This window comes from Streptomyces sp. NPDC038707 (assembly GCF_040636485.1).
Taxonomy (GTDB): Bacteria; Actinomycetota; Actinomycetes; order Streptomycetales; family Streptomycetaceae; genus Streptomyces.
This window is the reverse complement of record NZ_JBEZUP010000010.1, coordinates 1-17680: the sequence shown is the minus strand read 5'-3', so window position 1 is coordinate 17680 and position 17680 is coordinate 1. Positions and strand designations below refer to the sequence as shown.

General features: G+C 73.1%; 18 protein-coding genes. 5 read left to right on the top strand and 13 right to left on the bottom strand.

The features are described 5' to 3' along the window. Positions 1–84: 84 nt before the first annotated feature. The 5 genes from AB0E62_RS15795 to afsQ1 form a co-directional block, all read right to left on the bottom strand. Positions 85–285, bottom strand: a complete 201-nt coding sequence (locus tag AB0E62_RS15795) for a PspC domain-containing protein (protein WP_014674578.1) — start codon at positions 283–285, stop codon at positions 85–87. A gap of 110 nt (positions 286–395) precedes the next feature. After that, the gene (locus AB0E62_RS15790; RefSeq protein ID WP_362192885.1) at positions 396–962 is read right to left on the bottom strand and encodes a VanZ family protein; all 567 of its coding nucleotides are present in this window, start codon (positions 960–962) and stop codon (positions 396–398) included. A gap of 170 nt (positions 963–1132) precedes the next feature. Next, positions 1133–1732 (bottom strand): hypothetical protein, encoded by a 600-nt coding sequence (locus tag AB0E62_RS15785; protein ID WP_362192882.1) that lies wholly within the window; start codon positions 1730–1732, stop codon positions 1133–1135. Beyond that, positions 1729–3324 (bottom strand): HAMP domain-containing sensor histidine kinase, encoded by a 1596-nt coding sequence (locus AB0E62_RS15780; RefSeq protein ID WP_362193469.1) that lies wholly within the window; start codon positions 3322–3324, stop codon positions 1729–1731. Before AB0E62_RS15780 ends, AB0E62_RS15785 begins: the two co-directional genes overlap by 4 nt. A 17-nt stretch (positions 3325–3341) precedes the next feature. Continuing rightward, the gene (gene afsQ1 / locus AB0E62_RS15775) at positions 3342–4019 is read right to left on the bottom strand and encodes a two-component system response regulator AfsQ1 (protein ID WP_031024517.1); all 678 of its coding nucleotides are present in this window, start codon (positions 4017–4019) and stop codon (positions 3342–3344) included. A gap of 233 nt (positions 4020–4252) precedes the next feature. On the opposite strand from afsQ1, the gene AB0E62_RS15770 reads away from it, so the two are divergent. Continuing rightward, positions 4253–4987, top strand: coding sequence for a SigE family RNA polymerase sigma factor (locus AB0E62_RS15770; protein WP_362192880.1), 735 nt, complete (start codon positions 4253–4255; stop codon positions 4985–4987). Between the two features lie 171 nt (positions 4988–5158). Here the strand turns inward: AB0E62_RS15770 and AB0E62_RS15765 are convergent, their stop codons facing one another. Further along, entirely contained in the window at positions 5159–5761 is a 603-nt protein-coding gene (locus AB0E62_RS15765) for a uridine kinase (protein WP_362193466.1), read from the bottom strand. 160 nt (positions 5762–5921) lie between these two features. Between AB0E62_RS15765 and AB0E62_RS15760 the strand changes: the two genes are divergently transcribed. Next, complete coding sequence (locus AB0E62_RS15760; protein ID WP_362192877.1) at positions 5922–6323, top strand: hypothetical protein; 402 nt, start codon at positions 5922–5924, stop codon at positions 6321–6323. Positions 6324–6351: 28 nt separating this feature from the next. On the opposite strand, the gene AB0E62_RS15755 is transcribed toward AB0E62_RS15760, so the two are convergent. The 3 genes from AB0E62_RS15755 to deoC are packed head-to-tail and all read right to left on the bottom strand — an operon-like array spanning position 6352 to position 9622. Next, positions 6352–7236, bottom strand: a complete 885-nt coding sequence (locus tag AB0E62_RS15755; protein ID WP_362192874.1) for an aldehyde dehydrogenase family protein — start codon at positions 7234–7236, stop codon at positions 6352–6354. Further along, entirely contained in the window at positions 7229–8659 is a 1431-nt protein-coding gene (locus tag AB0E62_RS15750; protein WP_362192871.1) for an aldehyde dehydrogenase family protein, read from the bottom strand. Before AB0E62_RS15750 ends, AB0E62_RS15755 begins: the two co-directional genes overlap by 8 nt. A 3-nt stretch (positions 8660–8662) precedes the next feature. After that, positions 8663–9622 (bottom strand): deoxyribose-phosphate aldolase, encoded by a 960-nt coding sequence (deoC, locus tag AB0E62_RS15745; RefSeq protein WP_362193463.1) that lies wholly within the window; start codon positions 9620–9622, stop codon positions 8663–8665. 176 nt (positions 9623–9798) lie between these two features. Between deoC and AB0E62_RS15740 the strand changes: the two genes are divergently transcribed. Beyond that, positions 9799–10500, top strand: a complete 702-nt coding sequence (locus AB0E62_RS15740) for a PH domain-containing protein (protein WP_362192868.1) — start codon at positions 9799–9801, stop codon at positions 10498–10500. Between the two features lie 680 nt (positions 10501–11180). Here the strand turns inward: AB0E62_RS15740 and AB0E62_RS15735 are convergent. The 3 genes from AB0E62_RS15735 to AB0E62_RS15725 all read right to left on the bottom strand — a co-directional run bounded on the left by AB0E62_RS15735 (position 11181) and on the right by AB0E62_RS15725 (position 14330). Beyond that, positions 11181–12812 (bottom strand): phospho-sugar mutase, encoded by a 1632-nt coding sequence (locus AB0E62_RS15735; protein ID WP_362192865.1) that lies wholly within the window; start codon positions 12810–12812, stop codon positions 11181–11183. Between the two features lie 130 nt (positions 12813–12942). After that, positions 12943–13767: a purine-nucleoside phosphorylase gene (locus AB0E62_RS15730; RefSeq protein WP_362192862.1), complete on the bottom strand. Its 825-nt coding sequence runs from the start codon at positions 13765–13767 to the stop codon at positions 12943–12945. Between the two features lie 125 nt (positions 13768–13892). Then, complete coding sequence (locus AB0E62_RS15725; RefSeq protein ID WP_362192859.1) at positions 13893–14330, bottom strand: gamma-glutamylcyclotransferase; 438 nt, start codon at positions 14328–14330, stop codon at positions 13893–13895. 96 nt (positions 14331–14426) lie between these two features. On the opposite strand from AB0E62_RS15725, the gene AB0E62_RS15720 reads away from it, so the two are divergent. Together AB0E62_RS15720 and AB0E62_RS15715 are read left to right on the top strand one after the other, a co-directional pair. After that, on the top strand, positions 14427–15875 hold the full coding sequence (locus tag AB0E62_RS15720) for an NAD(P)H-quinone dehydrogenase (protein WP_362192857.1): 1449 nt from the start codon (positions 14427–14429) through the stop codon (positions 15873–15875). Between the two features lie 192 nt (positions 15876–16067). After that, a complete protein-coding gene (locus AB0E62_RS15715) occupies positions 16068–16988 on the top strand; it encodes a DeoR/GlpR family DNA-binding transcription regulator (protein ID WP_362192854.1) in 921 nt (306 codons plus the stop codon). A gap of 242 nt (positions 16989–17230) precedes the next feature. Here the strand turns inward: AB0E62_RS15715 and AB0E62_RS15710 are convergent. Then, positions 17231–17680: biotin/lipoyl-containing protein (locus AB0E62_RS15710; protein WP_362192852.1), on the bottom strand; the 450-nt coding region annotated here is incomplete at its 5' end.

The following is a 17680-nucleotide window of genomic DNA, read 5'->3' as shown; positions in this document are numbered from 1 at the left end:
CGACGCACCGGACCCGCCTCCGGCTCACCGGGCGCGCCGCCTCCGACTCCCCGGCGCGGCCCCCTCGTCGGGCGGGTGAGGCGCTCACCAGGCGGTGCGGGCCTTGTCCTCGGACGGCAGCAGCAGCCACAGCGCTATGTACAGCAGGAACTGCGGGCCCGGCAGCAGGCAGGACACCAGGAAGATCACCCGCATCGTCGTGGCCGACGTGCCGAAGCGCCGGGCCAGGCCCGCGCAGACTCCGCCGATCACGCGGCCGTGGGTGGGGCGGGAAAGGGCGGTCATTGTCGGCTCCTCCGTGGTCGTCGGCTCGTTTCCGAGCCGGTGACGGGGGCCCCGGACGGGCCCCTCGACTGACATCCACGGTAGGCGGACGAAGCGGACGAAGCATCACTCTAAGGTGCGATACCGACCCTGGGAATCGTCGGGGTACGGCCCTGAGACAGCTCCTCCGCGATGCCGACCGCCGGCCCGGCCGCCGCGCCAGGGTCCCGCACCGTCCGCCGCCGCAGCCAGGACCGGCCCGCCGGTACGACGGCCAGGTGCGCCAGCACGACCCCCGCCGTGTTCAGCAGCAGCGAGTCGACGTCCACCACCCGGCCCGGCACGCCGGTCTGCAACAGGGCGATACCCAGGGAGATCAGCGCGCCGGCCGCGGCCGTCCGCAGCAGCGAGGCGAGCGGGGAGACGGTGAGTCTGCCGTGCGCCGCCGGCAGCAGCACGCCCAGCGGGGCGAGCAGCGCGAGACCCTCGCCGAGCGGCCGGGCGGCCCCGGGCCAGCCCCGGGCCAGATCGGCCCGGATGCCGGCCAGCGGACGCAGATTCGGGGGCATCACCCAGGGGACGTCCAGGGGGCGCAGCATCAGCCAGGCGACGAGGCCGAGGTGCGCGGCGAGGAGGACACCCCCCGTCACACGGATGCGGATCGCGGCGCTGCCGCCGATGGAGCCTTGACGCTGCACTCCCCCCTAGACGCGGCCACGGGGTCGAACGGTTCCGCGGCGAAAAACGGTTCGCCCGGGCCGTGACGCCGCTCCGGTACGCCCTGGCACCGGGGAACACCCGTAGGGGTGGCCGGGCAGGCACCCGGAGTTCCGGGCAGGTACCCCGGGAGAGCGGGCGTCCGCCCCGGCTACCCCGTGACCTCGCTGGACGGCGGCCGGGTGCCGGCGGGGTGGTCGCGGACCTCGTCCGTGCACTCGTACCGCCGCAGCGGGCCCCCGTCCGGGCCGCCCAGGATGACCGAGCCGTCGCCCTCCGTGGCCGCCGAGTCGGACAGCGTGCACACCAGCTGGGCCAGGGACTGGGAGGACAGGCGCGAGGGGCCCGTGCTCAGCCGGAGCGCGTCCTCCGGGTCCTTCGGGCCGGGCCCGCGCACCCCGAGCCCGCCCGGGACGTACGTCGTGTAGCCCGCCGACCGCTCCGCGGCCGACGGGGACGCGGCGAGCTGGTCCAGCAGTCCCTGCGCCACGATCACCCGGCGCCGGTCGTCCGGGGTGCCCTCCGGGACCGGCACCGTGCGGTCCACGGCGACCAGGGACGCCCCGCACAGCAGGAACACCTGCACCGGCACCCCGCGCGAGGACTGCGCGGCCCGGTCCGGCCCGGCCAGCGAGCACGGCACCCGGGACGGCGCCGCCCCGAAGTCGGTCGGCACCTCCGTGGCCCGGATGCCGCAGCCGGTGAGCAGCGCGCCGAGGAGGGGCAGCGCCACCAGACGTCGTACGGTCATGACCCCTCCTTCCCCGCGCTCTCCTGCCCGGCGGTGCCGTCCTTGCCGTCCTTGCCGTCGCGGGCCTTGGGGCCGTCCCCGGCGTCCTCCTCGGTCAGCCGGGAGGCGTCCCGGGGCAGCCGGAGCGTGAACACCGCGCCGCCCTCCTCCGAGTTGGCGGCGATGATCTCGCCGCCGTGGATGTGGGCGTTCTCCAGAGCGATGGACAGGCCCAGCCCGCTGCCCTCGGAGCGCGGCCGGGAGGCGCTCGCCTTGTAGAAGCGGTCGAAGACGTGCGGCAGGACGTCCTCGGGGATGCCCGGCCCGTGGTCGCGGACCCGGATCTCGACCGAGTCCTCCGCCTCCCGCACCGACACCCGCACCGGCGACCCGCCGTGCTTGAGCGCGTTGCCGATCAGATTGGCGAGGATGACGTCCAGGCGGCGCGGGTCCAGCCGGGCGTGGATGCCGCGCTCGGCGTCCAGCTCGACCGCGTCCAGCCAGGCCCGGGCGTCGATGCACGCGGTGATCTGGTCGGCGACGTCGACGTCGTCCAGGACCAGCCGGGCCGTGCCCGCGTCGAAGCGGGTGACCTCCATCAGGTTCTCGACCAGGTCGTTCAGCCGCCGGGTCTCGCTGACCACCAGCCGGACCGCGGGCTCGATCATCGGGTCCATGCTGCCGGTCTCCGCCTCCAGCTCCTCCTCCAGCACCTCCGTGACGGCGGTGATGGCGGTGAGCGGGGTGCGCAGCTCGTGCGACATGTCCGCGACGAACCGGCGGGACGCCTCGTCCCGCGCGGCCATCTCCGCGACCCGCTTCTCCAGCGCCTCGGCCGCGTTGTTGAACGTCCGGGACAGATCGGCGAGTTCGTCGGTGCCGGAGACCCGCAGCCGGGTGTCCAGCCTGCCCTCGCCGAGCCGCCGCGCGGCCACCCCGAGCCGGTGCACCGGCTTCAGCACGGTCGTCGCGGCGGCCTGCGCGAGCAGCGCGGCGCCGATCAGCGCCAGCCCGGTGGCGATGCCCAGCGACCAGGCCAGCGAGTTGAGGTCCTTGGCCTCCGGCTCCAGCGACTTCGCCATGTAGCCGGTCGGACCGCCGCCGATGACCCGCGTCCCGGCCACCAGGAACGGCGTGCCGTGGTCCACGACCCGCTGCCAGTACAGGTGGTACGGGTCCTTGTTCCGGTCGGACACCGGCTGCCGCTTGGCCACGGCCGCGCGCAGCGACGCCGGCACGTCCTCCAGCGCGAAGCCGTTGATGCCGCCCGAATTGCCGTACACCGTCTTGCCGTCGGCGTCCGTGGCGACCAGCAGCACGCTGAAGCGCTGGCTGCTGGCGGCCATCTGGCCCGCCGCGCGCTGCAGCTGGTCCTGGCTGGGGTGCGCGGGCAGCGCGCCCGCGCGGTTCTGCATCTCCTGCCGGAAGTCGCGCAGCACCGCGTCCTGGGCGCGGGTGAGCACCGCCTCCCGGTTGAGCCAGTAGGCGATGCCCGACGCCGACACCGCGGCGGTGAGCGCGACCAGTGCGAACACCACCACCAGGCGCAGCCGCAGGCTGGTGAGCCTCAGCCGGGACAGGCCCCTCCCACGCCCCGCGGTCCAGCCGCGCAGCCCCCCTCGCGTACCGGTCACTGAGGGGCGTCCAGGCGGTAGCCGACCCCGCGGACGGTACGGATCAGCGTCGGGGACGACGGCACGTCCTCGACCTTGGCGCGCAGCCGCTGCACACACGCGTCCACCAGGCGCGAGTCGCCCAGGTAGTCGTGCTCCCACACCAGCCGCAGCAACTGCTGCCGGGACAGCGCCTGACCGGGCCGCCGGCTCAGTTCCAGCAGCAGCCGCAGCTCGGTCGGGGTCAGCTGGAGGTCCTCGCCGTTCTTCGTGACCGTCATGGCCGAACGGTCGATGACGAGGCTGCCGAAGGTCGCCGAGTCGCTGGACTCCCGCTCGCCGCGCCGCAGCACGGCCCGGATCCGGGCGTCGAGCACCCGGCCCTGGACGGGTTTGACGACGTAGTCGTCGGCGCCGGACTCCAGCCCGACCACCACGTCGATGTCGTCGCTGCGCGCGGTCAGCAGGATGATCGGGAGCTGGTCGGTGCGCCGGATGCGGCGGCAGACCTCGAACCCGTCGATGCCGGGCAGCATCACGTCCAGCACGATCAGGTCCGGCCGCTGCTCGCGCAGCAGCTTCAGACCGTCCTCGCCGCTGGCAGCGGTGGCCACCCGGTGTCCCTGGCGCGTCAGGGAGAGCTCCAGGGCCGTACGGATGGCGTCGTCGTCCTCGATCAGCAACAGGGAAGGCACGGCCTCATTCTGGCCCATGGACGGGCTGCCGTACGACCGGCCCGTGCCACTCCTCGCGCATCGCCACCCACCGTGTGCGAGGGGTGACCGGCACCGCCGTACCCCTGTGACAGGTCTGTGACAGTCGGCGGACACGGCCATGAAGTGGCCCCGGCAGGCTTTTCGTCACGGGCCGGACGGGGAGCCGGCCCGGCAAGACCGATTCACCGGAAGTCCACGACGGGGAGCGCGAGATGAACACGCTGCACAGCATCAGCACCAGCGCAGTGGTCACGCGTCTGCACGACGTGCACCGGGGATCCGAGAAGTCCGGTGCCGCGGGCATGCGGGGGTGCGCTCGCGGCACCGGGCGTCAGCATCCGGCGTACATGTCGGTGGTTGACGCGCACACGGGGGAGACACACGGGGGAACCGCGTACGGGGAGGACCCGGGGGAGCGCCGTTCGCTGTCGGAGGCGGAGTTCACCGCCTACGTCCAGGAGCGCCGCGCCTCCCTGTACGCCACCGCCTACCACCTGACCGGCGACCGCCACGAGGCCGAGGACCTGCTGCAGAGCGCGCTGTTCTCGACGTACCGGGCGTGGGACCGGATCAGCGACAAGGCCGCGGTCGGCGGATACCTCCGCCGCACCATGACCAACCTGCACATCAGCGCGTGGCGGCGGCGCAAGCTCAACGAGTACCCGACCGAGGAACTGCCGGAGACGCCCGGCGAGGACGCGATGCGCGGCACCGAGCTGCGCGCGGTCCTGTGGCAGGCGCTGGCCCGGCTGCCCGAACTCCAGCGCACCATGCTGGTCCTGCGCTACTACGAGGGCCGCACGGACCCGGAGATCGCCGACATCCTCGGCATCAGCGTCGGCACGGTGAAGTCCAGCATCTGGCGCTCGCTGCGCCGCCTGCGCGACGACGAGGTGCTCAGCTTCGGCCGCGACGAAGAGGCTGCCTTCGGCGAACTGGTCGCCTGAGGGCAGGGTCACCGGGGGGTGGCCCGAGGGGGGAACACGGGGGACCACTGGGGGGTGGGCCCACGGGGGAACACGGGGGTGGAACAGGAACGGGACTGGTGGACCTGGGGGACCGGCCAGTCCCGTTTCGCCTGCCCGCCATCGGGCGGCCCCGCGCACCCGGTACGGCGCTCAGGCCGGCGTCTGCTGCCGTGCCTGACGGCCCGCCGCCGCTGCCGCCAGCCGGCCCAGCGCCTCGTCCCGGTCGCACCGGTGCGCGCCGAGGGACATCTGGCGGGCGACGATCGAGCGTTCGGCGCGCATCAGCCGCCAGCCGCGGCGCAGCAGGAACGGCACCGACTTGCGGCCCTCCTTCAGATCGCGCACGAAGCGCCGCCGGAAAGTGGTGAACGCGCCGCGGGACAGGCACAGCGCGTCCGCCAGCACGCCCAGTTCCCGGCAGCGCCCGACGATCTCCGCGGCGAAGATGCCCTCCGCGATGAACAGCGGGGTACGGCCGATGCTCAGCGTCTCCTCGCCGGTACGGGCGCTCAGCGCGATGTCGTACACCGGAACCGGTGTCGAACCAGTGGCGCACAGCCGGGCGATGGCCTCGACGGCGACGTCCGCGTCCCAGGACCCCGGGTGGTCCCAGTCGATGTCCGAACTCCCCTCCACCAGGGGCAGAGTCGGGTCGTCAGCCTCCTTGTAGAAGTCGTCCAGGCGCAGCACGGGCAGCCCGGAGCGGGCGGCGACAAGGGACTTGCCCGAGCCCGAGGGGCCGCACAGCAGCACGACACGGGCGGGAGACGGAAGATGAAGGCTCACGGAACACCAGTTTGACGCATGGCGGACCGCCTGCCGAGCCCGCGGGTCGGCTTTTGAGCGTGAGCCCCGCCTCAACTACCCTTCGTGCCGACACGATCACCCAGTGCAGTAGAAGGTGGCATCAGCAATGGCCCGACACGCCTCACCCCAGCACTCCACCGCGCAGCGCGCCCTGGTCGTCCTCGCCGTCGCCGGGGCGGCCCTGGGCGCGGGGACGGCCACGGCGTCCGCCGGGACGGCCGCCGTCCCGGGCGTGACCTCCCGCCCCCTCGACTTCGGCACCATCGACCCGCAGGCCGGCCTGGGCGCGCTGACGGGCATCGTCGGCTACGTCACCGGGCCGGTGACCGGCCTCAAGCCCAACCCCCTGGCGGGCACGGGCGTCGACCCGCTGGACAACGGCGTCGGCACCCAGGTGGCCGACTTCCAGCCGGTCGGCACCCAGACGCTGACGCGCCCGCTGGCCCAGGCCCAGTCGCTGGGCGGCGTGCCGGTGCTGGGCCCGGTCCTCGCGTCCCTGGGTCACTGAACGCGCCCGCGCCCGGTGGCGGTGCCCGTCAGTAGGAAGACCCTCCCGCGCCCAGCGACCCCGTCGGGTGCCACACCGTCTTCGTCTCCAGGAACGCCGTCATCCGGTCGGTGCCCGGCGTCTCGAAGTAGTCCACAGGCTGTGGACGCAGCACCCGCTTGAGGTTGTCGGCCGCCGCGATCTCCAGCTCCTTGGCCAGCGCCTCGTCCGCCCCCGCGAGGTCGATCGCGTTGACGTCCTGGTGCGCGGCCAGCGGCGCCGCGAGTTCCGCCGTACGGCCGGACAGGACGTTGACGACACCGCCCGGGACGTCGGACGTGGCCAGCACCTCGCCCAGGGACAGGGCCGGCAGCGGGGCCTTCTCGGAGGCGATCACGACCGCCGTGTTGCCGGTGGCGATCACCGGCGCCACCACCGACACCAGCCCCAGGAAGGACGACTCCCGCGGGGCCAGGACGGCGACCACACCGGTCGGCTCGGGGGAGGAGAGGTTGAAGTACGGGCCCGCGACCGGGTTGGCGCCACCGGTCACCTGGGCGATCTTGTCGGTCCAGCCCGCGTACCAGACCCAGCGGTCGATCGTCGCGTCCACGACGGCCGCCGCCTTCGACTTGGACAGGCCCTCCGCGTCGGCCACCTCGCGGACGAACTGCTCGCGCCGGCCCTCCAGCATCTCGGCGACGCGGTAGAGGACCTGGCCGCGGTTGTAGGCGGTCGCGCCGGACCAGCCGCCGAACGCCTTGCGCGCGGCGACCACCGCGTCCCGGGCGTCCTTGCGGGAGGACAGGGGGGCGTTCGCCAGCCAGTTGCCCTTCGAGTCCGTCACCTCGTACACCCGGCCGCTCTCCGAACGCGGGAACTTCCCGCCGACGTACAGCTTGTAGGTCTTGAAGACACTCAAACGGTCAGACATCGAGGTACGCCTCCAGGCCGTGGCGGCCGCCCTCGCGGCCGAAGCCCGACTCCTTGTAACCGCCGAACGGCGAGGTCGGGTCGAACTTGTTGAACGTGTTGGACCAGACGACACCGGCGCGCAGCTTGTTGGCGACGGCCAGGATGCGCGAGCCCTTCTCGGACCAGATGCCGGCCGACAGGCCGTACTGGGTGTTGTTGGCCTTGGCGACGGCCTCGTCGGGCGTACGGAAGGTCAGGACCGACAGCACCGGGCCGAAGATCTCCTCGCGGGCGATGGTGTGCGCCTGGGTGACGTTCGTGAACAGCGTCGGGGCGAACCAGTAGCCGGAGGCGGGCAGTTCGCAGGCCGGGGACCAGCGCTCGGCGCCCTCCGCCTCGCCCCGCTCGGCCAGCGCGGTGATCCGGGCCAGCTGCTCGGCGGAGTTGATCGCGCCGATGTCGGTGTTCTTGTCCAGCGGGTCGCCGAGGCGGAGCGTGGACAGGCGGCGCTTGAGGGCGTCCAGCAGCTCGTCCTGGACCGACTCCTGCACCAGCAGGCGGGAGCCCGCGCAGCAGACCTGGCCCTGGTTGAAGAAGATGCCGTTCACGATGCCCTCGACGGCCTGGTCGAGCGGGGCGTCGTCGAAGACGATGTTGGCGCCCTTGCCGCCCAGTTCGAGCGTGAGCTTCTTCGCCGTGCCGGCGACCGTGCGGGCGATCTCCTTGCCGACGGCCGTGGAACCGGTGAAGGCGACCTTGTTCACGTCCGGGTGCGCGACGAGCGCGGCGCCCGTCCGGCCGTCACCGGTCACGATGTTGACCACACCCTTGGGCAGGCCGGCCTGGCGGCAGATGTCCGCGAAGAACAGGGCCGACAGCGGGGTGGTCTCGGCGGGCTTGAGCACCACCGTGTTGCCGGTGGCGAGCGCCGGGGCGATCTTCCACGCCAGCATGAGCAGGGGGAAGTTCCAGGGGATGACCTGGCCCGCGACGCCCAGCGGGCGCGGGTTCGCGCCGAAGCCGGCGTGGTCGAGCTTGTCGGCCCAGCCCGCGTAGTAGAAGAAGTGCGCGGCCACCAGCGGGAGGTCCGCGTCGCGGGTCTCCCTGATCGGCTTGCCGTTGTCCAGCGTCTCCAGGACGGCCAGCTCACGGCTGCGCTCCTGGATGATCCGGGCGATGCGGAACAGGTACTTGGCGCGCTCGGCACCGGGCAGCGCCGACCACTTCTCGAACGCCTTGCGGGCGGCCCTGACCGCCCGGTCGACGTCCTCCGCGTTGGCCTGGGTGTACTCGGCGAGTACTTCCTCGGTGGCCGGAGAGACCGTCTTGCTGAGATCCCCACCCGAGCTCTCGACGAACTCCCCATCGATGAACAGGCCGTACGACGGGGCGATGTCGACGATCGCGCGCGATTCGGGCGCGGGAGCGTACTCGAATGCCATGGTTCAGTCCACCGTTACGTAGTCGGGGCCGGAGTAGCGGCCCGTGGCCAGCTTCTGGCGCTGCATCAGCAGGTCGTTGAGGAGCGAGGAGGCGCCGAAGCGGAACCAGTGGTTGTCCAGCCAGTCCGCGCCCGCGGTCTCGTTGACCAGCACCAGGAACTTGATCGCGTCCTTGCTGGTGCGGATGCCGCCGGCCGGCTTCACCCCGACCTGGACGCCGGTCTGCGCCCGGAAGTCGCGCACCGCCTCCAGCATGAGCAGGGTGTTCGCGGGGGTCGCGTTGACGGCCACCTTGCCGGTGGAGGTCTTGATGAAGTCGGCGCCCGCCAGCATGCCGAGCCAGGAGGCGCGGCGGATGTTGTCGTACGTGGACAGCTCGCCGGTCTCGAAGATGACCTTCAGGCGGGCGCTCGTCCCGCAGGCCTCCTTCACGGCGACGATCTCGTCGTACACCTTCAGGTAGCGGCCGGCCAGGAAGGCGCCCCGGTCGATGACCATGTCGATCTCGTCGGCGCCGGCGGCGACGGCCTCGCGCACGTCGGCCAGCTTCACGTCGAGCGCGGCACGGCCGGCCGGGAAGGCGGTGGCCACCGAGGCCACCTTCACGCCGGAGCCGGCGACGGCCTCCTTGGCGACGGCCACCATGTCGGGGTAGACGCAGACCGCGGCCGTCGTGGGGGTCGTACGGTCCGTGGGGTCGGGGTGGACCGCCTTGGCGCCGAGCGCCCGGACCTTGCCCGGGGTGTCCGCGCCTTCCAGCGTCGTCAGGTCGACCATCGAGATGGCGAGGTCGATGGCGTACGCCTTCGCGGTGGTCTTGATGGAGCGGGTGCCGAGGGACGCGGCGCGCGCCTCCAGGCCGACCGCGTCGACGCCGGGCAGCCCGTGCAGGAAGCGGCGCAGCGTGCTGTCGGACGCGGTGACGTCCGAGAGAACGTGGGCTGAGGATGCGGTAGTGGGCATGGTCACCAGACGAGCATATCTACGCGCGTAGCAGATGGGAAGTCCCGGGACGGCGGACACCGGACGGGGTACCGCGCCCGGGTGACCCGGTGTGCGGGACACGTCGCACGGGGTGCGGTAGGACGGATGTGCGGGCGGGACGGTGGCGCGGCGGGGGCGTGGGGCAGAATCGGGCCATGACCACCCCCGACCACCCGTCACCCGCGTCACAGCCTCCGGTGTCCGCCGGCCAGGACCGGATCTACCGCTCACCTCTCGGGCTGGCGGGGGGCGTGCTGCTGCTCCTGGTCGTCCTCTGGCTCGGCTTCGACGCGCTGTTCAAGGGCCATGGCCGCACCCCGTGGCTGGCGCTGGCCGGCCTGATCCTGGTCGTGCCGCTGATCCTCGCCTTCACGCTCCGGCCGGCGGTCTTCGCCAACGAGGAACGGCTGCGCGTACGCAACCCGTTCCGGGTGATCACCCTGCCCTGGGGAGAGATCGCCGGCCTGCGCTCCGGCTACACCAACGAGGTCCTCGCCAAGTCCGGCACCAAGTACCAGCTGTGGGCGGTCCCCGTCTCGCTGCGGGCCCGCAAGCGGGCGGCCCGGCGGCAGCAGCGGGCGGCGGCGGACGCGGCCCGGGGCGTGCCGCCGGGCGGCCGGCGCGGCGGGCTCGGGGCCGGCGGCATGGGCCTGGGCGGCTTCGGCGCGCTCGGCCCGGAGGCCGGGCCGTCCCGCGCCGACACCGACCAGGTGATGGACGACCTGCGCGAACTGCTGGAACAGCGGGGCGAGGCGGAGCCGGCCCAGGGGGAGATCACCGTCCGCTGGGCCTACGAGGTGGCCGCGCCCGCGGCCGCCGGAGCGATTCTGCTGGCCATCCTGCTCGCCACGGGCTGAGACGGCCGGCCCGGCCGCACGTTCCGCCGGGCCCACGGCCGCCGCACGGCGCCGGGCTCCCCCGAGGGGAGTCCCGGCGCCGTGCGGCGTCCGGGCCGGTCCCGTGCCCGGGCGAACGGCGTGCGCGACACGGGACCGGGCATGACGGCGCCGACCGCCCGGGCACGGTCCTCGGCACGGGGCCCGTCCGGCCGCCGAGCGCCACGCCCTGCGGCGGATCCCAGCGGTCCGGGCGCGACGGCGTCACCTTGCGCCTCCGCGGCGGCGGAGCAACCGGGCCGGGCTGTTCGCGGTGGTGTAGGGGCTGCCCGACTGTACGGTCTCGCGGTTCGGGTCGGATGGCTGGGGGTGTGGATGTGGTCGCGGAGGGCGCTGGGAGTGTTCCCGGGGTCGGTGGGCCGGTGAACGGCCTGGGCGGGCGGGCCGGGCTGTTTCCGGTGGTGTGGGGGTTGCCCGGCCGTGGGGTGTGGCGGTTCGGGTCGGATGGCTGGGGTGTGGGTGTGGTCGCGGGGGGCGCCGGGAGTGTCCCTGGGGTCGGTGGCCGGTGAACGGCCTGGGCGGTCGGGCTGGGCTGTTTCCGGTGGTGTGGGGGTTGCCCGGCCGTAGGGTGTCGCGGCCCGGGACGACGGCGCCGGGCGCCCCGTGGGGGGTGCCCGGCGGCGGTTGTCTGTTCGGGCGGGTCAGATGCCCGCGGCCGCGGACAGGTCGCGCTTGACGGCGGTCAGGAGTTCCGTCGCGCGGGCGCGGGCGGCCGGGAGGGCGGCCGGCGCGGAGACCGGTACGACGACCTCCAGGTAGCACTTCAGCTTCGGCTCGGTGCCGCTGGGGCGGACCACGACCCGGGCGCCGTCCAGGGTGTAACGCAGGCCGTCGGTGGGCGGCAGGCTCTCCGAGCCGAGGCTCAGGTCTTCGGCCCGGACGACGCGCAGGCCCGCCAGCTCGGCCGGCGGCCGCTCGCGCAGCCGGCGCATCGCGTCCGCGATCAGCGACAGGTCCTCGACCCGTACCGACAGCTGGTCGGTGGCGTGCAGGCCGTGCTCCACGGCGAGGTCGTCGAGCAGGTCGAGAAGGGTACGGCCCTCCTCCTTCAGGATCGACGCCAGCTCGGTGATCAGCAGCGCGGCGGTGATGCCGTCCTTGTCGCGCACGCCCTCGGGGTCCACGCAGTAGCCGAGGGCCTCCTCGTAGCCGTAGCGCAGGCCGTCGACGCGGGCGATCCACTTGAAGCCGGTCAGGGTCTCCTCGTACGGCAGCCCCGCCTTGCCGGCGATCCGGCCGAGCAGGGAGGAGGAGACGATCGACTCCGCGAAGGTGCCGGTCGCGCCGCGCCGGACCAGGTGGGCGCCGAGCAGGGCACCGACCTCGTCGCCGCGCAGCATGCGCCAGTCCGCGCCGTCCTTGACGGCCACCGCGCACCGGTCGGCGTCGGGGTCGTTGGCGATGACCAGGTCCGGGTCGGTGGCGCGGGCCCGGGCGAACGCCAGGTCCATCGCGCCCGGCTCCTCCGGGTTCGGGAACGCGACCGTCGGGAAGTCCGGATCCGGCTCGGCCTGCTCGGCGACCAGCACCGGCTCCGGGAACCCGGCCCGGGCGAAGGCGGCCAGCAGCACGTCCTTGCCGACGCCGTGCATGGCCGTGTACACCGTGCGGGCGGTGCGCGGCGAGTCCGCGGCGAGAACGGCGTCCGTACGGGCCAGATAGGCGTCCAGGACGGAGTCGTCCAGGATCTCCCAGCCGGCGTCCGGGCGCGGTACGTCGTGCAGGGAGGCGATGGCGTCGATCTCGGCGGCGATCTCCGCGTCGGCGGGCGGCACGATCTGGGAGCCGTCGCCGAGGTAGACCTTGTAGCCGTTGTCCCGGGGCGGGTTGTGGCTGGCGGTGACCTCCACGCCGGCCACCGCGCCGAGGTGCCGGATCGCGAAGGCCAGCACGGGCGTGGGCAGCGGGCGGGGGAGCACGGCGGCCCGCAGACCGGCGCCGGTCATCACGGCCGCGGTGTCCCGGGCGAAGTCGGCCGACTTGTGCCGGGCGTCGTAGCCGATGACGACCAGGCCGTCGCCCTGACCCCGCTCGCGCAGGTACGCGGCGAGACCGGCGGCGGCGCGGATGACGACGCTGCGGTTCATGCGCATCGGACCGGCGCCGAGTTCGCCGCGCAGGCCCGCCGTGCCGAACTGGAGCGTGCCGCTGAAGCGGGCCGACAGCTCCGCTGTGTCACCGGCCTCGATCAGCTTGGCCAGTTCCTCGCGAGTCTCCTGATCGGGATCCTCGGCGAGCCAAGCCTCGGCCCGGGCGATGAGATCGTCGTGCACCTTGGGATCAACCTCTCCTAGTCGTCGCTCGGGGCTCCCGCCCCCGGACCCCGTCCGCCCGCCCGGAACCGTCGGCCCGGAGGCGGACGCACGGGAGTCCCGTCACCGGCGCCGCGGCGCCCGCGTCGGCTTACAGCTTGCCCAGCACCTGCGCCAGCAGCTGGCCCATCCGGGCCGCCGAGTCGCGGCCGGCCTGGAGGACCTCCTCGTGGTTGAGGGGCTCGCCGGTCATGCCCGCGGCCAGGTTGGTGACCAGGGAGATGCCCAGCACCTCGGCGCCCGCCTCACGCGCGGCGATGGCCTCCAGGACCGTGGACATGCCGACCAGGTCCGCGCCGATGACGCGGGCCATGCGGACCTCGGCCGGGGTCTCGTAGTGCGGGCCGGGGAACTGGGCGTAGACGCCCTCCTCCAGCGTGGGGTCGATCTCCTTGCACAGGGCGCGCAGGCGGGGCGAGTACAGGTCCGTCAGGTCGACGAAGTTCGCGCCGACGATCGGGGAGGTCGCCGTCAGGTTGATGTGGTCGCTGATCAGCACCGGCTGGCCGGGGCGCATACCCTCGCGCAGACCGCCGCAGCCGTTGGTGAGCACCACGGTCTTGCAGCCGGCCGCGACGGCCGTGCGCACGCCGTGCGCGACCGCCGCGACGCCACGGCCCTCGTAGTAGTGGGTGCGGCCCAGGAAGACCAGGGCGCGCTTGTCACCGAAGGAGTACGAGCGGACCTTGCCGCCGTGGCCCTCCACGACCGGCGGCGGGAAGCCGGGCAGCTCGGTGACCTGGAACTCGGCGTCGGGGGCGCCCAGCGCGTCGACGGCCGGAGCCCAGCCGGAGCCCATCACGAGGGCGACGTCGTGGGTCTCGGCGCCGGTGAGGGCGCGCAGGCGCGCGGCGGCGGCGTCGGCGGCGGCGTAGGGGTCGCCCTGGATGTCGTCCGGAAGAAGAGATGCGTTCACGCCGATGAGGGTAGCCGCTCTTCGCCTACGCGCGTAGATGACAGAGCACACGGGATTGGATCCGTTGTCCTGTCGTTTTCCACAAAGGGCGGGCGAACCGGGAGGTAAGGGGCGGGGCGCCGGTCTCAGCAGGGGCGCTTGCGGAGTTCCATCACATAGTCGTGCGGGGCGCCCGCCGACTCCGCCGCGTCGGCGATCTCGCCCAGATAACGCGCCGACGGCAGCCCGCCCTCGTAGCCGTTGAGGACGTACGCCCAGGCCGGCTCCTCACCGTCCAGGGTGTGCGCGCGCACCCGGACCCGGCGGTAGAGGTCCAGCCCCCCGCCTTCCCACCGGTCCAGCGACTCCTCGTCCATCGGCGCGATGTCGTACAGGCCGACGAAGACCTGGGCCAGCGGATCCTCGACGATCGTCGCCAGCGCGCCCTCCCAGCCGAGCTGCTCGCCGCCGAAGGTCAGCCGCCAGCCGTTCAGCCAGCCGGTGGCGCGCAGCGGGGAGTGCGGGGCGCGGCGGGACATCAGGCGCGCGTCGAGGTTGCCGGCGTAGGCGGCATAGAGCGACATGGGGAGAGGGTACGGCAGACGTCCCGCGCGCCCCGTGCGTCACGGGAGTGGCCCGGCGGCGCCCCCGGGCAGTGGCACCTTGAAGCGTGCGGGACAATGGGGTACGTGACTCGGATCGTGATCATCGGTGGCGGACCCGGCGGATACGAGGCGGCCTTGGTGGCCGCCCAGCTCGGCGCGGAGGTGACCGTCGTCGACTGCGACGGTCTGGGCGGAGCGTCGGTGCTGACCGACTGCGTGCCGTCGAAGACCCTCATCGCCACGGCCGAGGTGATGACCACCTTCGACTCCTCCTACGAGGAACTGGGGATCATCGTCGCCGACGACACCCCGCCGCTGGAGCGGTCGGCCCGGGTGGTCGGGGTGGACCTCGGCAAGGTCAACCGCCGGGTGAAGCGTCTCGCGCTCGCCCAGTCCCACGACATCACCGCCTCCGTCACGCGGGCCGGTGCCCGGGTCATGCGCGGGCGCGGCCGGCTGGACGGCATGCAGGCCCTGGACGGGTCCCGCAAGGTCGTCGTCACCGCCGCCGACGGCACCGAGGAGACCCTCACCGCCGACGCCGTCCTCATCGCCACCGGCGGTCATCCGCGCGAGCTGCCCGACGCCCGCCCCGACGGTGAGCGCATCCTGAACTGGACCCAGGTCTACGACCTCACCGAGCTGCCCGAGGAGCTGATCGTGGTCGGCTCCGGCGTCACCGGTGCCGAGTTCGCCGGCGCCTACCAGGCCCTGGGCTCCAAGGTCACCCTGGTCTCCTCCCGCGACCGGGTGCTGCCCGGCGAGGACCCGGACGCCGCCGCCGTGCTGGAGGACGTCTTCCGGCGCCGTGGCATGAACGTCATGGCCCGCTCCCGCGCGCAGTCCGCCAAGCGCGTCGGCGACCGGGTCGAGGTGGCGCTGGCCGACGGCCGGGTCATCACCGGCACCCACTGCCTGATGGCCGTCGGCGCCATCCCGAACAGCGCGGGCCTGGGCCTGGAGGAGGCCGGCGTCAAGCTGCGCGAGTCCGGGCACATCTGGACCGACAAGGTCTCCCGCACCACCGCCCCCGGCGTCTACGCGGCCGGCGACGTGACCGGTGTCTTCGCCCTCGCGTCCGTGGCCGCCATGCAGGGGCGGATCGCCATGTACCACTTCCTGGGCGACGCGGTGGCCCCGCTGGACCTGAAGGCGGTCTCCTCGAACGTCTTCACGGACCCCGAGATCGCCACCGTCGGCTACACGCAGGCGGACGTGGACGCGGGCAAGATCGACGCGCGCGTGGTCAAGCTGCCGCTGCTGCGCAACCCGCGCGCGAAGATGCAGGGCATCCGGGACGGCTTCGTGAAGATCTTCTCCCGCCCGGGCACCGGGATCGTCGTCGGCGGTGTCGTGGTGGCGCCGCGTGCCTCGGAACTGATCCACCCCATCTCGATCGCCGTCGACAACAATCTGACGGTCGAACAGATCGCGAACGCCTTCACCGTGTACCCCTCCCTGTCGGGGTCGATCGCCGAGGTCGCCCGCCAGCTGCACACGCGCAAGGCGAGCGCGGAGGGCTGACGGCTCCGGCCGTCTTCCCGCTGGTCACGGGGGTTCTGGGCGCCGACGGACGGCCCTCGCCGGGTCGGTCGGCGCCCTATATCACTTCGCACCCCGTGTTGCGAACAACTTCTGCTATTCGGCGCAAACTGCTGAAACCAGACGGTCGCTGGGGTTACTGTCAGTTTCGTGTTCGCTGCTGAACGTCGCCAATTGATCCTCGAAATGGTGCGAGCGAACGGTGCCGTGTCGCTCCGTGAGCTCGCCCGCGTCGTCCAGACCTCCGAAGTGACCGTACGGCGGGACGTGCGCGCGCTGGAGGCCGAAGGACTCCTCGACCGCCGCCACGGCGGTGCGGTACTGCCGGGCGGGTTCACGCGTGAGTCCGGCTTCCCGCAGAAGTCGCACCTCGCGACCGCCGAGAAGACGGCCATCGCCGACCTCGCCGCGGGCCTCGTCGACGAGGGCGAGGCCATCGTGGTCGGGGCGGGTACGACCACGCAGGAGCTGGCCCGCCGCCTCGCGCGCGTGCCGGGCCTGACGGTCGTCACCAACTCCCTCCTGGTGGCCCAGGCGCTGGCCCACGCCAACCGGGTGGAGGTCGTGATGACCGGGGGCACCCTGCGCGGCTCCAACTACGCCCTCGTCGGCTCCGGTGCCGAGCAGTCCCTCCAGGGCCTGCGCGTCTCCAAGGCCTTCCTCTCAGGAAGCGGCCTGACCGCCGAACGCGGGCTGTCCACCTCCAACATGCTCTCGGCATCCGTCGACCGGGCGCTCGTCCAGGCCGCCGCGGAGGTCGTGGTCCTCGCCGACCACACCAAGTTGGGCACGGACACGATGTTCCAGACCGTGCCGACGGACCTGATCACCCGCCTGGTCACCGACGAGCCCCCGGCCCACGACGACCGCGCGGTCACCGAACTGCAGGCCCTCGCCGACCAGGGCGTCCACATCGCGGTTGCGGGGGCGAGCGGAAGCCCGGGGGGTGACCAGGTCCCGGCGGGCCGCCGCACCTCCCTGCCGGGACCCCGCAGAAGCCACGCCCCGGGCGCCTCCCCCCTCCGCTCCACCACGGCACTGCCCGAACCGACCCCGGCCGAACGCGGCCGCGTCGCGGACCTCCGACGCCGCTGACCACCCTGCCGAAGCCCCTGACGGGCGGGGCGCGGTGGCTCATCGGCGTCCACCGGCGACTCTCGGCTTGAACCGGTCCCCGGCCGGGCCCGGACGGCGTTGTCCGCGTGTCCACACGACGATGCCCGCGGACGAGGGTGGCCATGGTGTGCGCCACCGCCGAGCCGGATGGAGAGCCCCACAATGCGGCCGGCCCCCGGCGACATGCGCCAGGGGCCGACTCACTGCCGTACGGCTGTGGATCAGTCCTTGATCTCGCAGATGGCGGCGCCGGAGGTGAGGGAGGCGCCGACTTCGGCGGTGAGGCCCTTGATGGTGCCGGATTTGTGGGCGTTGAGGGGCTGTTCCATCTTCATGGCTTCCAGGACGACGACGAGGTCGCCTTCCTGGACTTCCTGGCCTTCCTCGACGGCGATCTTGACGATGGTGCCCTGCATGGGGGAGGCGAGGGTGTCGCCGGAGGCCACGGGCCCGGACTTCTTCGCCGCGCGCCGTTTGGGCTTGGCTCCGGCCGCGAGCCCGGTGCGGGCCAGGCTCATGCCCAGCGACGAGGGCAGGGAGACCTCCAGGCGCTTGCCGCCGACCTCGACCACGACCGTCTCGCGGGCGGTCTCGTCCTCGGTGTCGGTGTCGGCGGGAGCGGTGAAGGGCTTGATGTCGTTGGTGAACCCGGTCTCGATCCAGCGGGTGTG